20 protein-coding genes are annotated in these 16,026 nt (G+C 46.4%); 14 read left to right on the top strand and 6 right to left on the bottom strand.

Annotated features, from left to right (window positions below):
- Nucleotides 1–3: 3 nt before the first annotated feature.
- The 4 genes from AK966_RS15925 to AK966_RS15910 all read right to left on the bottom strand — a co-directional run bounded on the left by AK966_RS15925 (nt 4) and on the right by AK966_RS15910 (nt 3,736).
- On the bottom strand, nt 4–216 hold the full coding sequence (locus AK966_RS15925) for a YheU family protein (protein ID WP_099080025.1): 213 nt from the start codon (nt 214–216) through the stop codon (nt 4–6).
- Between the two features lie 33 nt (nt 217–249).
- Complete coding sequence (locus tag AK966_RS15920; protein WP_119464532.1) at nt 250–1,251, bottom strand: hydrolase; 1,002 nt, start codon at nt 1,249–1,251, stop codon at nt 250–252.
- An 89-nt stretch (nt 1,252–1,340) separates the two neighbouring features.
- Nucleotides 1,341–1,820: a TIGR02444 family protein gene (locus AK966_RS15915; RefSeq protein ID WP_099080023.1), complete on the bottom strand. Its 480-nt coding sequence runs from the start codon at nt 1,818–1,820 to the stop codon at nt 1,341–1,343.
- A complete protein-coding gene (locus AK966_RS15910) occupies nt 1,817–3,736 on the bottom strand; it encodes an ABC transporter ATP-binding protein (RefSeq protein ID WP_099080022.1) in 1,920 nt (639 codons plus the stop codon). The genes AK966_RS15915 and AK966_RS15910 overlap by 4 nt, the downstream gene beginning before the upstream one ends.
- 177 nt (nt 3,737–3,913) lie before the next feature.
- Here AK966_RS15910 and kefG point away from each other — a divergent pair, with 177 nt between their 5' ends.
- From kefG to AK966_RS15885, 5 genes are all read left to right on the top strand, one after another.
- A complete protein-coding gene (gene kefG / locus AK966_RS15905; protein ID WP_099080021.1) occupies nt 3,914–4,516 on the top strand; it encodes a glutathione-regulated potassium-efflux system ancillary protein KefG in 603 nt (200 codons plus the stop codon).
- Nucleotides 4,500–6,299, top strand: coding sequence for a glutathione-regulated potassium-efflux system protein KefB (gene kefB, locus AK966_RS15900; protein ID WP_099080020.1), 1,800 nt, complete (start codon nt 4,500–4,502; stop codon nt 6,297–6,299). Before kefG ends, kefB begins: the two co-directional genes overlap by 17 nt.
- Nucleotides 6,300–6,334: 35 nt before the next feature.
- Entirely contained in the window at nt 6,335–6,535 is a 201-nt protein-coding gene (locus AK966_RS15895) for a YheV family putative zinc ribbon protein (protein WP_099080019.1), read from the top strand.
- An 89-nt stretch (nt 6,536–6,624) separates the two neighbouring features.
- Entirely contained in the window at nt 6,625–7,206 is a 582-nt protein-coding gene (slyD, locus tag AK966_RS15890) for a peptidylprolyl isomerase (RefSeq protein WP_099080018.1), read from the top strand.
- Nucleotides 7,207–7,331: 125 nt separating this feature from the next.
- Nucleotides 7,332–8,273, top strand: coding sequence for an isoaspartyl peptidase/L-asparaginase family protein (locus tag AK966_RS15885; protein WP_099080017.1), 942 nt, complete (start codon nt 7,332–7,334; stop codon nt 8,271–8,273).
- A 72-nt stretch (nt 8,274–8,345) separates the two neighbouring features.
- On the opposite strand, the gene AK966_RS15880 is transcribed toward AK966_RS15885, so the two are convergent.
- Both AK966_RS15880 and AK966_RS15875 read right to left on the bottom strand, forming a co-directional pair.
- Complete coding sequence (locus AK966_RS15880) at nt 8,346–8,573, bottom strand: SlyX family protein (protein ID WP_099080016.1); 228 nt, start codon at nt 8,571–8,573, stop codon at nt 8,346–8,348.
- Nucleotides 8,570–9,556: a WD40 repeat domain-containing protein gene (locus tag AK966_RS15875; RefSeq protein WP_099080099.1), complete on the bottom strand. Its 987-nt coding sequence runs from the start codon at nt 9,554–9,556 to the stop codon at nt 8,570–8,572. The genes AK966_RS15880 and AK966_RS15875 overlap by 4 nt, the downstream gene beginning before the upstream one ends.
- 129 nt (nt 9,557–9,685) lie before the next feature.
- On the opposite strand from AK966_RS15875, the gene fkpA reads away from it, so the two are divergent.
- From fkpA to AK966_RS15830, 9 genes are all read left to right on the top strand, one after another.
- Nucleotides 9,686–10,468 carry an FKBP-type peptidyl-prolyl cis-trans isomerase gene (gene fkpA, locus AK966_RS15870; RefSeq protein ID WP_119464531.1) on the top strand — a complete coding sequence of 261 codons (783 nt, stop codon included), beginning with the start codon at nt 9,686–9,688 and terminating at the stop codon, nt 10,466–10,468.
- A gap of 144 nt (nt 10,469–10,612) precedes the next feature.
- Nucleotides 10,613–11,329, top strand: a complete 717-nt coding sequence (locus AK966_RS15865; RefSeq protein WP_038871970.1) for a transcriptional regulator — start codon at nt 10,613–10,615, stop codon at nt 11,327–11,329.
- Between the two features lie 2 nt (nt 11,330–11,331).
- Nucleotides 11,332–11,727 carry a sulfurtransferase complex subunit TusD gene (gene tusD / locus AK966_RS15860; protein WP_099080014.1) on the top strand — a complete coding sequence of 132 codons (396 nt, stop codon included), beginning with the start codon at nt 11,332–11,334 and terminating at the stop codon, nt 11,725–11,727.
- A complete protein-coding gene (gene tusC, locus AK966_RS15855) occupies nt 11,724–12,080 on the top strand; it encodes a sulfurtransferase complex subunit TusC (RefSeq protein WP_099080013.1) in 357 nt (118 codons plus the stop codon). Before tusD ends, tusC begins: the two co-directional genes overlap by 4 nt.
- A 7-nt stretch (nt 12,081–12,087) precedes the next feature.
- Nucleotides 12,088–12,363 (top strand): sulfurtransferase complex subunit TusB, encoded by a 276-nt coding sequence (gene tusB / locus AK966_RS15850; protein ID WP_099080012.1) that lies wholly within the window; start codon nt 12,088–12,090, stop codon nt 12,361–12,363.
- Between the two features lie 178 nt (nt 12,364–12,541).
- Nucleotides 12,542–12,916, top strand: a complete 375-nt coding sequence (gene rpsL / locus AK966_RS15845) for a 30S ribosomal protein S12 (protein WP_004399892.1) — start codon at nt 12,542–12,544, stop codon at nt 12,914–12,916.
- Between the two features lie 118 nt (nt 12,917–13,034).
- On the top strand, nt 13,035–13,505 hold the full coding sequence (rpsG, locus tag AK966_RS15840; RefSeq protein WP_004415829.1) for a 30S ribosomal protein S7: 471 nt from the start codon (nt 13,035–13,037) through the stop codon (nt 13,503–13,505).
- A 139-nt stretch (nt 13,506–13,644) separates the two neighbouring features.
- Nucleotides 13,645–15,744 carry an elongation factor G gene (gene fusA, locus AK966_RS15835; RefSeq protein ID WP_099080011.1) on the top strand — a complete coding sequence of 700 codons (2,100 nt, stop codon included), beginning with the start codon at nt 13,645–13,647 and terminating at the stop codon, nt 15,742–15,744.
- A gap of 153 nt (nt 15,745–15,897) precedes the next feature.
- On the top strand, nt 15,898–16,026 hold a 129-nt coding region (locus AK966_RS15830; RefSeq protein ID WP_232525442.1), incomplete at its 3' end, for a GTP-binding protein.

The raw sequence follows: 16,026 nt of genomic DNA, 5'->3' as shown, positions 1-16,026 counted from the left end.
CAATTAAAATTTTTGTTTTAACTGAATATCAACGGTTTCATGCAGTTCAGAAAACACGATGACCGCCTCTCCTTTCTCCAGCTGTGATTTAACTTGATCGATTTTGTCTTGCAGGGAAATTTCTACCGTGCCGTAGTCAGTGCCTTCTCGTAGCACAAACTCACGGATCAAGTTTTCTAGCGTTTCTGGCGCAATGTCTTGCCAAGGAATGATCATAAATACCTCAAACGTTTATGACGAATGGTTAGTTTACAGAGTTTGCTGTGCGGATACAGAAGAAAGATGATTCGCCGCGATACTCTCATAATAGGCGGGCAGCACTTCTTCAAGCCAGAATTTAGGTTTTAATGCTGTGCCAGTGAGAAAGCCTACGTGACCACCGTGCTCATACAGGCGGTAATCAATGTTATCGGGCAGAACAAACTTAGGGATCACCGCATCGGTCATGAACGGATCGTCTTTGGCATGAATGATCAGTGTCGGTAAAGCGATCTGCTGAAGCTTGCTTAATCCCGAACATTGCTCATAGTAGTCCTGTGCGTCTCTGAACCCATGTAATGGTGCGGTGATCAGATCATCAAACTCATATAAGCGAGTCACGCGTTTGATCGAACGATAAGAGAGGGCCAGTTCTCCATGGATCAAGTCGTGCTTTTGCAGCGCATTACGCTTAAGTGATGAAAGCAAGTAGCGTTTGTAGACCTTAGAGAAGCCTTGCTCAATACGATTGGCGCACGCAGCCAAGTCCAGTGGCGCAGACACAATGGCCGCGGCACTCAAAATAGGGTCGTCTTTATACTGCGCCAAGTAGTTTGCTAACATATTGCCACCAAGAGAGATACCGACCGCGACTTTAGGGTTATTAGGAAACCGTTGGTTAAGATACTCGAGGAAGTGACGCGCGTCAGTGACCTCACCAGAGTGATAGGCTCGGGCTTTCTTGTTCGGTTTGCCGCTGCAACCGCGAAAGTGCATCATCACCGATAGCCATCCAGACTGTGAGAAAGCATGCATCAAGCCATTGGCGTAAGGACTGTAAAAGCAGCCCTCAAGACCATGAAAGAGGACGAAGATGGGTTTGTTATTGGCATGATGGTTTGCTTCAGACCAAGCTAAATCCAGAAAATCCCCATCAGGGGTATCTAAGGTTTGCCAAACAGGCGTAAACAGTGCTTTTTTACGAATAAATCGTGGTAACAGGGTTTGGAGGTGCGGGTTCTTGATCCCGGCGGCTGCAAAAAATTGTGTCATACCTAACTGCTCTTCCGTGTACTTTCAGAGTTTGCTGAAAGACTTATTAATATAATCCTTTATAGCTTTAGTATAGATATTTTACTGAGTTATGGATGCTGAATGTTCGGTACTGGAGCTGAGAACGCATGTTGGAGGTGCTCACCGCCAAGCTGACGGCAGTATCTTTGAGTCAGTGGTTCACCGTCATTTTTGATGAGTTTTAGAGAGTTAATGCAATCAACCAGATCCGATTGTTGCTGTTTTTCGAGTTGCAGTTCGAACTGTAGGGCTTCGCGGTACAGGGCATCGTTAACTTGAGACTTAAGGTGGCGACGTAGTTCGCGAAAAGAGTGGAGCATGGCTTCGCTGCGGCCTAGGCAGTTTTGCACTTGCGGCCAATCTTGCTCCAGGAAGATGACCTGCTGCTCATCGAGCCATCTGAGCAGCAGCAGTAGATTCACATTACCGTGATAGTTGTTTTGCAATGACAAGCACGCTTCTTTCACTTCTCGCACACCATAAAATTGCAGACTGAAGTGCCAAAGGTGTTCTAGGGTTAGTGTGTATTCTGCGTGCTTGGTTGTCATTGATTAAACTCTAGCTCCATCTGCTCTAGTGTTTCTTGAGCAGTCATCCATTCCATCTCGGCTTCTTCAAGTTCGGCTTTGCTCGAGGCTTGAAGTGCTAACACTTGGTTAAGTTTAGCCTTATTTTCGGCTTCATACAGAGAGTTATCTGCCAATTGCTCTTCTGCGTTTGCCAGAGCTTCGCCTAACTTATCCATTTTATTTTCTAACTGTGTCAGCGTTTTGCGAATTGGCGCTGTTTGTTTACGAAACTCAGCGTCGCGTCGCTTTTGCTCTTTTTTCGCCGCCGCGCTATTCACGTTGTCTTTCGCAGGTTGTGCTGCTTGCGCTTCTTTACGCTCAGCTTTCTGCTGTTCTGTCAGCCACTTGTAGTAATCGTTCAGGTCACCATCGAAAGGGGCGACTTGGCGATCGTGGACAAGGTAAAGATCATCGGTGGTCGCGCGTAATAAGTAGCGGTCATGCGAAACGATCACCATGGCACCTTCAAAGGTTTGTAGCGCCATGGTCAGAGCTTGGCGCATGTCCAGATCTAAGTGGTTGGTTGGTTCGTCGAGTAGTAATAGGTTTGGTTTTTGCCACACGATCAACGCCAGTACTAAACGGGCTTTTTCACCGCCAGAGAAGGGGGCCACTTTCTCTAGTGCTTTATCACCTTGGAACCCAAAGCTACCCAAATAGTTACGTAGCTCCAGTTCATTTTTATCAGGTGCAATCTGCATCATGTGTTGCAGCGGCGTTTCTTCTGGGTGCAGCGTTTCTAACTGATGCTGAGCAAAGTAACCAATCTTCACGCCTTGTGAATAAGTCAGATCGCCACCTTGTGTCTTTAATTCGCCAGAAAGCAGTTTGATTAGGGTTGATTTACCCGCACCATTGCGGCCAAGTAGGCCGATGCGACTGCCAGGAACAAGGTTCAAGCGAATCTTCTCTAAGATCAGGTTATCGCCGTAACCTGCGGAGACCTCGTCCATCATCATTATTGGGTTCGGCAGGGCAGCTGGCTCACGGAACTCAAAGTTAAATGGGTTATCGAACTGCGCTGGCAACACTTTTTCCATGCGCTCTAAGGCTTTGATACGACTCTGTGCTTGACGTGCTTTTGATGCTTTATAGCGGAAGCGATCAATATAGCTTTGCATGTGTGACATCTGCTTCTGCTGCTTCTCAAACATGGCTTGTTGCAGAATCATTTTTTGTGCACGTTGGTTTTCAAATGAAGAGTAGTTACCGGTGTACTCATTCATTTGTTGGTTTTCAATGTGAATAATACGACCCACGATAGGGTCTAAAAAATCACGGTCGTGTGAGATCAAGAGCAGCGTGCCCGGGTAATTTTGCAGCCAGCGTTCTAGCCACATTACCGCATCCAAATCTAAGTGGTTGGTTGGTTCATCGAGAAGCAATAGATCAGAGCGACATAACAGCGCTTGAGCCAAGTTCAGGCGCATGCGCCACCCCCCAGAGAACTGGGTTAAGTTCCAACTCATTTGCGCTTGGCTAAAACCCAAACCATCGAGAAGTTCAGCGGCTCGCGCACGAATACTGTAACCACCGATGGTTTCAATCTTACCGTGGATTTCAGCAACCAATGTGCCGTTATCGGCCTCTTCGGCCTTTTGCAGCTGCGCTTCTAGGCCACGATATTCACGGTCACCATCAATGACGTACTCCAACGCACTGCGTTCAAGCGCAGGGGTTTCCTGTGCAACCCAAGCCAACTCCCAATGTTGCGGTTGGCTGAACGAGCCTGCATCGATCGACAATTCACCTTTTAGCAAGGCAAATAGTGTGGATTTACCGCAGCCATTTTTGCCCACGAGGCCAACTTTATCGCCTGGTTGTATGGTCGCAGAGGCTTGCTCAAGCAATGGTTTGCCGCCACGCAGTAACTGGATATCAGAGAAGGTAATCATAGAGTTCTACTTCGTTTCGCGCGGTGAGCGCATCTTAGTCATTGGTCTCGCGGTGAATAGTAGGGGTATTGGGCAGAAATGTCGATTATTGGTCATGAATTGCATTGTGCAGGACAAAAAAGTATAACAAACTGATAACGATTATTTTCCCTAATAATTCAATGCAAGGACGACTATTTGGCTGCTGAACCATCGACACCGAAATCATCACAACCAAAGGTTCTGGTGATTTACGCTCATCCGGAGCCACAAAATTCCATAGCCAATCAAGTGATGATAAAAAAAATTCAATCACTTGGTCATGTTACGGTGCACGATATTTATGCTGCATATCCTGATTTTTTTATTGATGTGAATTACGAACACACCTTGTTGATGGAGCATGATGTGATCGTTTTCCATCATCCACTCTATATGTACTCCTGCCCTGCATTATTGAAAGAATGGTTGGATCGTGTATTGGGTAAAGGGTTCGCATTTGGTGATGGCTGCGCACTTGAGGGGAAATACTGGCGCAGTGTCATCACCACAGGAGGTAAAGAAGAGGCTTTCAGTTCTCTGGGGTACAACAAATACCCGTTGGCACAGATATTACAGCCTTTTGAGTTAACTGCCGCGTTATGTCAGATGCACTGGATGGAACCAATGGTGCTTTATTGGTCGCGCAATGTATCCGATATTGAACGCTACCAACATGCAGAGCAATACCGCCAATGGTTGATGAATCCGTTGCAAGCGTTTATCGGCTCACAAGGAGGTGCGCATGGCGATGACCAGTGAGTTTTTACAAAGCAGCGTGATCTTCCTATCGGCAGCAGTGATTGCCGTACCTATTGCCCAGCGTTTAGGGCTAGGGTCGGTACTTGGTTACCTTATTGCGGGAGTCATGATCGGGCCTTGGGGGTTTGGTTTAATTCGCGATGTGGATGCTATTTTGCATTTCGCCGAGTTGGGTGTGGTCTTGCTGTTGTTCTTAATTGGATTAGAGCTTAACCCGAAGAAACTCTGGCAAATGCGCGGACCGATTTTAGGGCTAGGTGGAGCCCAAGTCATTGTTACGTCAGGGGTGATCGCCAGTCTTGTCAGTCTATTTGGCGTAAGTATACAAGTCAGCGTAGTGATTGGAATGGGATTGGCGCTCTCTTCTACCGCAATTGCGCTTCGCGTGATTCAAGAACAAGGTCTGACGGGCACTGAAACCGGTCAGTCTGGCTTTGCGGTGTTGTTATTTCAAGACATTGCGGTGATCCCTATGTTGGCGATGTTACCGTTACTTTCTGGTGGGCAATCGAGTGGCGACTGGTTAGACGCCTTTTGGGTGATTGGCAGTGTAATTGGCTTGTTGGTTGGCGGCCACTTTTTACTGCGCCCTTTATTCCGTTTTGTGGTCATGAGCGGTGTGCGGGAACTGTTTACGGTAGCGGCGTTGTTAGTGGTGCTGGGTATTTCAGTCACGATGCAAAAACTGGGTTTGTCGATGGCGCTAGGTACTTTTTTGGCGGGTGTACTGCTTGCCGAGAGTGAATATCGCCACGAATTGGAAATCGCGATTGAACCGTTCAAAGGTTTGTTACTTGGGTTGTTCTTTATTGCCGTCGGTATGGCGGTCAACTTAGGCTTACTGGCTTTGCAACCGATCGCTATTTTAAGTGCGGTGGTGGCTTTGGTGATGGTCAAAGGATTGGTGCTCTACCTCTTGTCACGCATGGCTCGGATTCGCGCTAAAGCCCGCAGTCGTATGTCGGCCATATTGAGTCAGGGTGGGGAATTTGCTTTCGTCATTTTTACAGCGGCGAGCCAAGAAGGCATTTTGACCAAAGAACAGGTGGCGTTTTTGTTGGTGGTGGTGAGTTTGTCGATGGTGACAACGCCATTGTTGTTGATGGGGCAGAAGCGATGGTTTGCGCACACGCTCAATCAAGAAGAAGAGCAAAGTGTACAAAGTGGAGTCGTGGATCGTCGTCCGCGTGTCATCATTGCTGGTTTTGGTCGCTTTGGTCAGATTGTTGGTCGATTGATGTATGCCAATAAGATTAAAGTAACGGTTTTGGAAAGTGATGCGAGTCAGATTCATCTACTGAGAAAGTACGGCTACAAAGTGTTTTATGGTGACGCGACACATATTGATCTACTGCGTGCAGCCGGAGCCGATAAAGCAGAAGCGTTGGTGATTTGTACTGACTCACCGGATGAAGTGATGGCGATTGTTGATATTTGTCGAGACCATTTTCCCAACCTTAAACTTCTGGCGCGGGCGCGTAGTCGTGTAGAAGCGTATCAGTTGATGAGCCATGGCGTGGAAAATTACTCACGTGAAATGTTTTTAGGCGCATTAGATCTAGGCCGTCAGGCACTTGTCGAGCTTGGGATGCATCCTTATCAGGCAAAGCGAGCAGAGGCACATTTTCGTAAACTCGATAATGCTATGCTCAAGGACTTATTACCTCAGCACAATGAGGATAAGGAATTGGCGCAAAGGTCGAAAGAAGCACGTAAAGAATTAGAAGAAATTTTTGGTCGTGAAATGGAAAGCGATCATCAGTCTCCCAATCATTGGAAGTAGTACTCATGGCTAACACTCTGAAATAAGGATAGAAAGTGAAAGCGAAAAAGCGTTTTATTGCGGGAGCAAGTTGTCCGCAGTGCAGCCAGCAAGATACATTGCGCTGGTGGATTGAGCACAATATTGAATTGGTCGAGTGTGTAGATTGTGATTTTACTGAGCAACGTAAACCACAATCTGTAGAGAAAAATAAACACTCTGAACAGGAAATGATCGGTATTTTTAAGCCTGAGTAATTGAAGTTCGCTGATTGATCCCCATAATATCGTCATCCATGTTTACTTAACCTGAGCTGGTTAAGTCGTTTAATCTCTCTGGAGTTAGTATGAAAATTGAAAAGAACGTAGTCGTAAGCCTTGCGTACAAAGTAATGCTTGAAGAAGGTGTAGTTGTCGATGAGTCAACGGTTGACGCGCCTCTTGATTACCTTCACGGTCACAACAACCTGATCACAGGTCTTGAGAACGAACTAGAAGGCAAAGTAGCAGGCGACAAGTTCACTGCAACAGTAACTCCTGAAGACGCATACGGCGAGCATGACGATGCACTAGTTCAACGCGTTCCTGCCGAAGTTTTCCAGGGTGTTGACCAAATCGAAGTGGGCATGCGCTTCCTAGCGGATACTGACCAAGGTCCAATCCCTGTAGAAGTAACCGAAGTTGACGGTGACGAAGTGGTTGTTGATGGTAACCACATGCTTGCTGGTCAAACACTAACGTTTGAAGTTGAAGTTGTCGCGGTACGTGAAGCAACAGCAGAAGAGATCGAACACGGTCATATCCATCAAGGTGGCGGTTGTTGCGGTGGCCACGACCACGATCACGATCACGAAGGCGGCTGCTGTGGTGGCGAAGAGAAAGGCGACGATCACGAATGTTGTGGCGGCGGCAGTTGCGGTTCTCACTAATCGCACGCTCTGACTAGATAACGTTATCTAGATTCAAAATTGAAAAGCGCAAGTTGAGGTTTCAACTTGCGCTTTTTGTTTATCTGAGGTGTGATCAAAGAACCGAGTGAAAGTTGGGCAACGTGATGAGTAAACCATTTTCTATCGCCATTCATGGTGGCGCGGGCACGATTTTGCGAGAGCAGATGAGTGCACAGCTAAAACAATCGATCTTGGCGGATTTAGCGGCGGCGGTAAAAGCAGGACACCAAATTCTCGATAGGGGTGGTGAAGCACTTGATGCTGTCATCGCTGCCGTCAAAGCGCTGGAAGACTCCCCTAACTTTAACGCTGGCAAGGGCTCTGTGCTAACACATAATGAAATGGTTGAGATGGATGCCTCCGTGATGGATGGCAGAAATCAAGCCGCGGGTGCTGTTGCAGGAGTCAGGCACATTAAGAACCCGATAGAGCTCGCTCGTGATGTGATGCAAAAAAGTAATCATGTTTTGCTTGTGGGCGAAGGGGCCGAGAAGTTCGCTTTCGAACAAGGCCATCAATACACCGAGCAAGACTACTTCTTTACTGACCATCGTTATGAGCAACTGTTGTCGATGCGTGAAAAAGGGTTGTTTGCGTTGTCTGAATCACGTTACCCCGATGATCATAAGCACGGTACTGTGGGAGCGGTCGCTTTGGATCAGCATGGTAATTTGGCTGCAGCGACCAGCACCGGCGGCGTGACTAACAAAAAATACGGCCGAGTGGGCGATTCCGCATTGATTGGCTGTGGGACCGTCGCAGAAAATGGTGTGGTCGCTGTTTCCACTACCGGTGTTGGCGAATTTTTTATCCGTAAGCGCGTAGCGGAAGATGTCGCTGCGCGTATGCGTTACCTCAAAGAAGACGTACACACCGCCAGTGAGCACATTATTCAAGGTGAACTAAAAGCGATGGGCGGCGAAGGTGGCTTAATCGCGATTGATGCGCAAGGAGAGTTGCACTTCGCGATGAACAGCTCAGGTATGTACAGAGCAGGGATCAATACCCAAGGAGAATTGAGCGTTAAGATCTACGCTGAAGAGTAATCTTCTTACTGGGTAAAAATGACAAAGCCCAGAAGGCAATTCTGGGCTTTGTTTTCTCTTTCACGCATTCATTTAGTAATGCGGCGGTGGCGGCTCTTTCGCGGGATCGGCCATGTTCGACGAGTCCATATTTTTCACTTTACCTACCACGTATTTCATCTGATCTTGCATTTTAGTGAGCTGCAGTTGCTGCTGTGATAATGCGCTGTTCAGATCTTCAATAGTCTGTTCTTGGAATGCGACCTGACACTCTAGGTCATTAATGCGCGCTTCCAATTGCTGAATGATTTTTTCTGTCATGATCCGTTCTCTCGCTGCCAAGCTTGGGCAATACCCGCAGAAGTGGCAGTAATTACACGTTGCTTAGAATCAAAAGCTGCATCATACACGACCGCGCGAGGAGGGCGAGTATCTTTTTTCGGCTCGACTTCAAATCTGTCTATGCGTTTACCCGTTTGAGTATCCCAGACCATCACGCGGCCAGAAGGAGTGCCTGTCACCAGCAAGCTGCCGTCATCGGAGAATCGCGCGGTGGAAAAAATCAGCTGACGCGACCAACTACTTAGCTGGGTGACTTCTTCTCCGGTTTCTAAATCCCAGATTATGGCTTGGTTGCCACCGTCTGATGTCATCGCTAATTTACCATCACGTTGAAGTGCAACCCTGACCACTCGCTGATCATGTTCAAAGGTGCGTAATGCCAGGCCCGTTTCGGTGTCCCATAAATACGCGTTATAGTCATTCCCACCCGTCAGTGCAAACTTGCCATTTGGCGAAATTGCCACGGAATTGACTTTTTCTCTATGGGCAAGAAACTCCATCCGACGGCCGGTGACTAAGTTGACGTGAATCGCTTTACCATTGGAAAGTCCAAGTAGTACTTCTTCACCGTTACTGGTGATATCGACATCGCGGATCAGAGCGTCTGAGATAGACCATAGCCCCTCAGCTTGCGTCCATCCGAGATCCCACACCGCGAAGTTCATTTGACTTGCGGTCACGGCATAGCGCCCGTTGTCGGAAATGCGAATGTGGGAAACCACATTCGCATCTTGATCAAGTTCTCCCAGCTTAGCGAGTTGCTTATTCTGTTCCAAATCCCAAAGCATCAAGTGGTGCTCTGTGGAATACAATAAGGCAAACCGGCCATCTCGACTGAGCGCAAAGCTGGTGGAACCTTGAAGCTCGAGAGGCCATCGTTGAACATCATGATCGGTAAAAAAGCATCCATTTAACGTAGTGATTACAACTAAATATAGGAATAAATGAGAAATTCTTTGCATCACATCTAATAATCCAGTTTGTGTCTTAAGACATATAGCTAGTATATTGATATATATATTGTCTTCACTAGTCTCAATAGAAGATTTGTGCACAACAACCAATGGCGTCGCCATTATTTGGAGAATTCAATGAAATCAGTTTTAAAAGTGTCGCTACTTGCCGCAACAGTAATGCTCGCGGTAGGTTGTCAAAAAGAAGAAACAAAACCAGAAGCAGCTCCTCAAGCTGAGCAAGTTCAAGCAGAAACCGGTAAAGCGGTTCACTTTAAAACCGACGATGACAAAGCAGCGTATGCGATTGGCGTTTCATTTGCTAACTACCTAAGCGCTAGCATCGAAAAACCAAGCGAAATCGGTATCAACCTAAACAAAGACCTAGTTCTTAAAGGTATCGAAGATGTCTTTAATGGTAACGCTGCTATGAACGAAGAGGAAACTCGCGAGGCTTTAGAGTCTCTCGACGAGCGTGTAGCGGAAACCATGCAAAAGCAAGCGGCAGAGCAAGCGGCTGAAGCGAAGAAAGCGGGCGATGACTTCCGTGCTGAATTTGCAAAGCAAGAAGGCGTAGTGAAGACGGACTCTGGTTTACTTTATGAAGTCATCACGCCAGCTGAAGGTGAAAAGCCAAAAGACACAGATACCGTTCAAGTGCATTACAAAGGTACTCTAATTGATGGTACTCAGTTTGACAGCTCTTACGATCGTGGCGAACCAGCAACGTTCCCACTAAATCGCGTAATCCCTGGTTGGACTGAAGGTGTTCAGTTAATGCCTGTAGGTTCTAAGTTCAAATTCGTTATCCCGCCAGAGCTAGCATACGGTGATCAAGACACAGCAAGCATCCCAGCTAACTCAACGCTGGTATTCGAAGTGGAACTGCTAAACGTTGAGAATGGCAATGAAGCTCAATAAGCTCTTGCTGCGCTAACTTAATGAAAAAAGGTCCTTTTTATGGGCCTTTTTTGTTCTAGGTCACTAGTTAGTGAGTTTGCTAGGCTGTGTTTCAAAATTTCTGATAAACTTACACCAATTTGTTGATTTTTCGCTCGAAGACTTATGACCACTACAGAAACAATAAATGCGGAGATGTTGCTCGAAATGGAATCTGTCAACGTGATGCCATTTTCTGAGCATGATAAAATCATCTTGAGATCTTATGAAGCCGTCGTCGATGGTATCGCCAGTCTGATCGGCCCATTTTGTGAAATCGTTCTTCACTCTCTGGAAGACCTCAATACCTCTGCAATTAAAATCGCCAATGGTGAAAATACGGGCCGTCAGGTCGGTTCGCCTATCACCGACTTGGCGCTAAAAATGCTTAAAGATATTGAAGGCTCTGAGCGTAACTTTTCTCGTTCGTACTTCACTCGAGCCAAAGGCGGCGTATTGATGAAGTCGATTACGGTTGCCATTCGTAACGGTGAGAACCGCGTGATTGGCCTGCTTTGTATCAACGTCAACCTCGACGCTCCTTTCTCTCAAGTGTTGCAATCCTTTATGCCAACACAAGAAGCGAAAGAAGCGGCGTCATCGGTAAACTTTGCAAGTGATGTAGAAGAGCTGGTTGACCAAACGGTTGAGCGCACCATTGAAGAGATTAACGCAGACAAATCGGTATCAAATAACACCAAAAACCGTCAGATCGTGATGGAGCTTTACGACAAAGGTATCTTCGATATTAAAGACGCCATCAACCGTGTCGCAGATCGCCTGAATATCTCTAAGCACACGGTTTACCTCTACATTCGTCAGCGTAAGACCGAGGACGAATAAGCGTGAATGGATTAACTTACACGCTGGTGGTCAACGGGCCTGTTTATGGTCGTCAATCGGCACGCAGTGCTTATCAATTCGCTCAAGCGGTAATTAAGCAAGGGCACTCATTAGTCAGCGTGTTCTTTTACCAAGACGGTGTTACCAATGGTACAGCATTGAGTGTACCAGCCAACGATGAGTTTGATCTGAGCAAAGCTTGGCAAACTTTGGCGAAGGAACATAACGTTCGCCTTGAAACTTGTGTTGCGGCGGCATTGCGCCGTGGCATCATCAGTGAAGGTGAAGCAAATCAGCATAGTCTTGTGCAACACAACTTATCGGATGCGTTCGAGCAGGCTGGATTAGGGAGCTTAGCTGAAGCCATGTTAACCCAAGACAGAGTGGTGCAGTTTTGAGTCAGTTAACCTATCTATTTCGTCAGGCCCCTCATGGCAGTGCTTCTGGACGTGAGGGTATTGATGCATTGCTTGCAGCATCCGCATACTGTGAAGACATCACTGTACTATTTGTTGGCGATGGTGTTTACCAGTTACTGCTTGGGCAGGATCCCAGTGCTATACTCAGTAAAGACTATGCACCAATGCTCAAATTATTTGATTTATACGATATTGAACAAGTTTTCGTATGTTCAGATTCGCTCGCAAAGCGAGGTTTAGCTCAAGCTGACTTGGTCATTGAAGCCAAAGCATTAAATGCCGAGCAGCTTAAAGACAAACTTCAACAAGCTGGCAAGTTACTGTCATTCTGAGGAAGCCATGTTACATATCATCAAATCCGTCGCTGCATTAGACGATGCAATGGCACTGTATAGTGAGCAAGATGATGTCCTGCTCATTGAAGATGCGGTATACGCAGCCAACCCCCAGCATAATGCTTTCAGCAAAGTAAAAGGCCCATCGGTATTTGCTTTGCAAAGTGATATTGACGCACGAGGAATGGCGAATCGTATTAGTCATTCTGTCAGGTTAATAAGCTACGAAGGCTTTGTTGAATTGACGGTAAAACAAGAAAAATCGCTTACTTGGGATTAACCCTATTTTCCTGTCGATAATACTTTACGGATAAATTGCCCCAATTGAACAAAAAAGATCCGTATATTTCTTGACACACATCTCACTGCTGCATAGAATTTTGCGTCCCTAACTACCCAATGGTTTTAGGGCTAGATTTTTCACAAAGCTTACTTTCAAGTAAATCAGGAGCTAGTTAATGGCAACTATTAACCAGTTGGTACGTAAGCCACGTGCAAAGCAAGTTGTTAAAAGCAACGTGCCTGCACTAGAAGCGTGCCCACAAAAACGTGGTGTATGTACTCGTGTTTACACTACTACACCTAAAAAACCTAACTCAGCACTTCGTAAAGTTTGTCGTGTACGTCTGACAAACGGCTTCGAAGTAACATCGTACATCGGCGGTGAAGGTCACAACCTTCAAGAGCACAGTGTTGTACTAATCCGTGGCGGTCGTGTAAAAGACCTTCCGGGTGTACGTTACCACACTGTTCGCGGTGCACTTGACTGTGCTGGCGTTAACGACCGTAAACAAGGTCGTTCTAAGTACGGTGTGAAGCGTCCTAAGTCTTAATGCCCTTCTTTCTGTAAAGAAGCGTTAAGTAAGGCCAAACACTAAAATTAAATTTTAATTTTTTGAAGAAACTGCAAAGTTTTGGATAACCTGAAGAATAAGACAACGGAGAAATTCCATGCCACGTCGTCGCGTCATTGGTCAGCGTAAGATCCTTCCAGATCCAAAGTTCAAATCTGAACTGCTGGCAAAATTCGTTAACATCCTAATGGTTGACGGTAAAAAATCTACTGCAGAAAAAATCGTTTACACTGCACTAGATGCTATGGCTGAGAAATCTGGTAAAGATCACTTAGCTGTATTTGAAGAAGCTCTTGAAAATGTTCGCCCAGCGGTAGAAGTTAAATCTCGCCGTGTAGGTGGTTCAACTTACCAAGTTCCTGTAGAAGTACGTCCGGTTCGCCGTAACGCACTTGCTATGCGTTGGTTGGTTGAAGCTGCGCGTAAGCGTGGTGAAAAATCTATGGCTCAACGCCTAGCTGCTGAAATGCTAGACGCGTCTGAGAACAAAGGTACTGCGGTTAAGAAACGTGAAGACGTTCACCGCATGGCTGACGCAAACAAAGCGTTCGCACATTACCGTTGGTAATACCTTTTCAGTGCTGCAAGGTTCCTTGCAGCACTTCTTTAGTTCCTATGCGCATGCTAGGAACTATTGCTATATCTAGGGGATAGCTTTCTCGACATAGCAATAGTCCCTAAGTCTCTAAGTATAAGAGGATTCAACCGTGGCTCGCAAAACTCCTATTGAGCGCTACCGTAATATCGGTATCTGTGCTCACGTTGATGCAGGTAAAACAACTACCACTGAACGTATTCTGTTCTACACTGGTCTTTCTCATAAAATCGGTGAAGTTCACGACGGTGCTGCAACCATGGACTGGATGGAGCAGGAGCAAGAACGTGGTATCACTATCACTTCAGCTGCGACTACTACTTTCTGGCGTGGTATGGAAGCACAATTCCAAGATCACCGCGTAAACATCATTGATACTCCTGGACACGTTGACTTCACAATCGAAGTAGAGCGTTCTCTTCGTGTACTTGATGGTGCAGTGGTTGTGTTCTGTGGCTCATCAGGTGTTGAACCTCAGTCTGAAACAGTATGGCGTCAAGCTGACAAATACCACGTTCCTCGTTTGGTATTCGTGAATAAGATGGACCGTACTGGTGCTGACTTCCTACGCGTTGTGGACCAAATTAAGACCCGTCTTGGTGCGAATCCTGTTCCAATCCAACTTAACGTTGGTGCAGAAGAAGAATTCCAAGGTGTTATCGACCTTATCAAGATGAAAATGGTCAACTGGAACGAAGCCGATCAAGGCATGTCTTTTACTTACGAAGACATTCCAGCTGACATGCAAGAACTTGCTGAAGAATGGCGCAACAACCTAGTTGAAGCAGCAGCGGAAGCTAGCGAAGAGCTAATGGATAAGTACCTTGAAGAAGGTGAGCTAACAGAGGTTGAAATCAAACAAGCTCTGCGTGCACGTACACTAAATAATGAAATCGTACTAGCAACTTGTGGTAGTGCGTTTAAGAACAAAGGTGTACAAGCAGTACTAGACGCTGTAATCGAATACTTACCATCGCCAGTTGATGTACCTGCAATTAAAGGTATCGACGAGAATGAAAATGAAGTTGAGCGTCATGCTGACGACAACGAACCGTTTTCTGCGCTAGCGTTTAAGATCGCAACCGACCCGTTCGTAGGCACACTAACTTTCATGCGCGTTTACTCTGGCGTTGTAAACACGGGTGACTCTGTTTATAACTCTGTAAAAGAGAAGCGTGAACGCTTTGGCCGTATTGTACAAATGCATGCTAACAAGCGTGATGAGGTGAAAGAAATCCGTGCGGGTGATATCGCCGCTGCAATCGGTCTGAAAGACGTAACGACGGGTGACACCCTATGTGACCAGAACCACAAAGTGATTCTAGAGCGTATGGAGTTCCCTGAACCCGTTATTCAGATCGCAGTAGAACCTCGCTCAAAGGCTGATCAAGATAAGATGGGTGTTGCTCTAGGTAAACTAGCGGCAGAAGATCCATCTTTCCGCGTGGAAACGGACGACGAAACAGGTCAAACCCTGATTTCTGGTATGGGTGAGCTTCACCTAGATATCATCGTTGACCGTATGAAGCGTGAATTCAGCGTTGATTGTAACGTTGGTAAACCTCAAGTTGCTTACCGTGAAACCATTCGTGGTACTGCGGAAGTGGAAGGCAAGTTCGTTCGTCAATCTGGCGGTCGCGGTCAGTACGGTCACGTATGGATCAAACTTGAGCCTTCTGAATTGGGTGAAGGTTTTGTCTTTGTTGACGAGATCGTGGGTGGTGCGGTTCCTAAAGAGTACATTAGCTCGGTAGCGAAAGGTATCGAAGAGCAAATGAACAGTGGTGTTCTAGCGGGTTACCCAGTACTAGATATTAAAGCAACGCTGTTCGATGGTTCTTACCACGATGTTGATTCAAGCGAAATGGCATTTAAGATTGCTGGCTCAATGGCCTTTAGAAAAGGTGCTCTTGAAGCAAACCCAGTGATTCTTGAACCAATGATGAAAGTTGAAGTAACCACTCCTGAAGATTGGATGGGTGATGTGGTTGGTGACCTTAACCGTCGCCGCGGCATGATCGAAGGTATGGACGAGGGCGTGGCCGGTCTTAAGATCATCCGTGCTCAAGTACCACTTTCTGAAATGTTTGGTTATGCAACTGATCTACGTTCAGCAACTCAAGGCCGCGCGTCTTACTCTATGGAGTTCCATGAGTATGCTGAAGTGCCGAAAACATTTGCTGAAGCAATCATGGCTGAACGTGGTTACTAATTTGACGATTGGTCCACAAAAAGTTTAAGACTTTTTGCGTGATCAGGCCGTCCAAATATTGCGCTAACGAGCGTTGGCGCATAAAATAACAATTTCTGGCGCGTTGAGATCAATAATGATCCCAGCGAATCATAACTAGGAAGGAACACGATTGTGTCTAAAGAAAAATTTGAACGCGTAAAACCGCACGTAAACGTTGGTACTATCGGCCACGTTGACCACGGTAAAACAACTCTAACTGCAGCTATCTGTACTACACTTGCAAAAGTATACGGCGGTGCT

The sequence above is a fragment of the Vibrio sp. PID23_8 genome (genome assembly GCF_003584965.1).
GTDB lineage: Bacteria > Pseudomonadota > Gammaproteobacteria > Enterobacterales > Vibrionaceae > Vibrio.
Note: the sequence above shows the minus strand (reverse complement) of the source record. Positions and strands in the feature narration are given on the sequence as shown.